At 40.4% G+C, this 267-nt stretch carries 1 protein-coding gene; it reads right to left on the reverse strand.

The window, feature by feature from the left end; genetic code table 11:
- Positions 1–27 precede the first annotated feature (27 nt).
- A partial coding sequence (locus SB754_RS20655; RefSeq protein WP_410784230.1) for a substrate-binding domain-containing protein occupies positions 28–267 on the reverse strand: 240 nt, incomplete at its 5' end.

The following is a 267-nucleotide window of genomic DNA, read 5'->3' on the forward strand; positions in this document are numbered from 1 at the left end:
ATAAGAATCACTCACATGCAAGACTTTTTATAATGAATTACGCTCAATGTATTGGAAAGGATTTTTAAAAACTTCTTTCCTTCCGTTAAGTACCAGTTCTGCGGCGGCTTCGCCCATTTTTTTAAAATCGGTGCTGACAACGGTAATGCCCAAAAGCGCCTTAAGGGGTGTTTCATTGTAGGAGATCACTCCAACATCCTGCCCCATAATTAAACTCTTTTCCCTTATCTGCTGTATCAGGTTTACAAGGTCGCTGTCTTCAATGGT

It is taken from the genome of Leifsonia sp. SIMBA_070, from assembly GCF_046534635.1.
GTDB lineage: Bacteria > Actinomycetota > Actinomycetes > Actinomycetales > Microbacteriaceae > Leifsonia.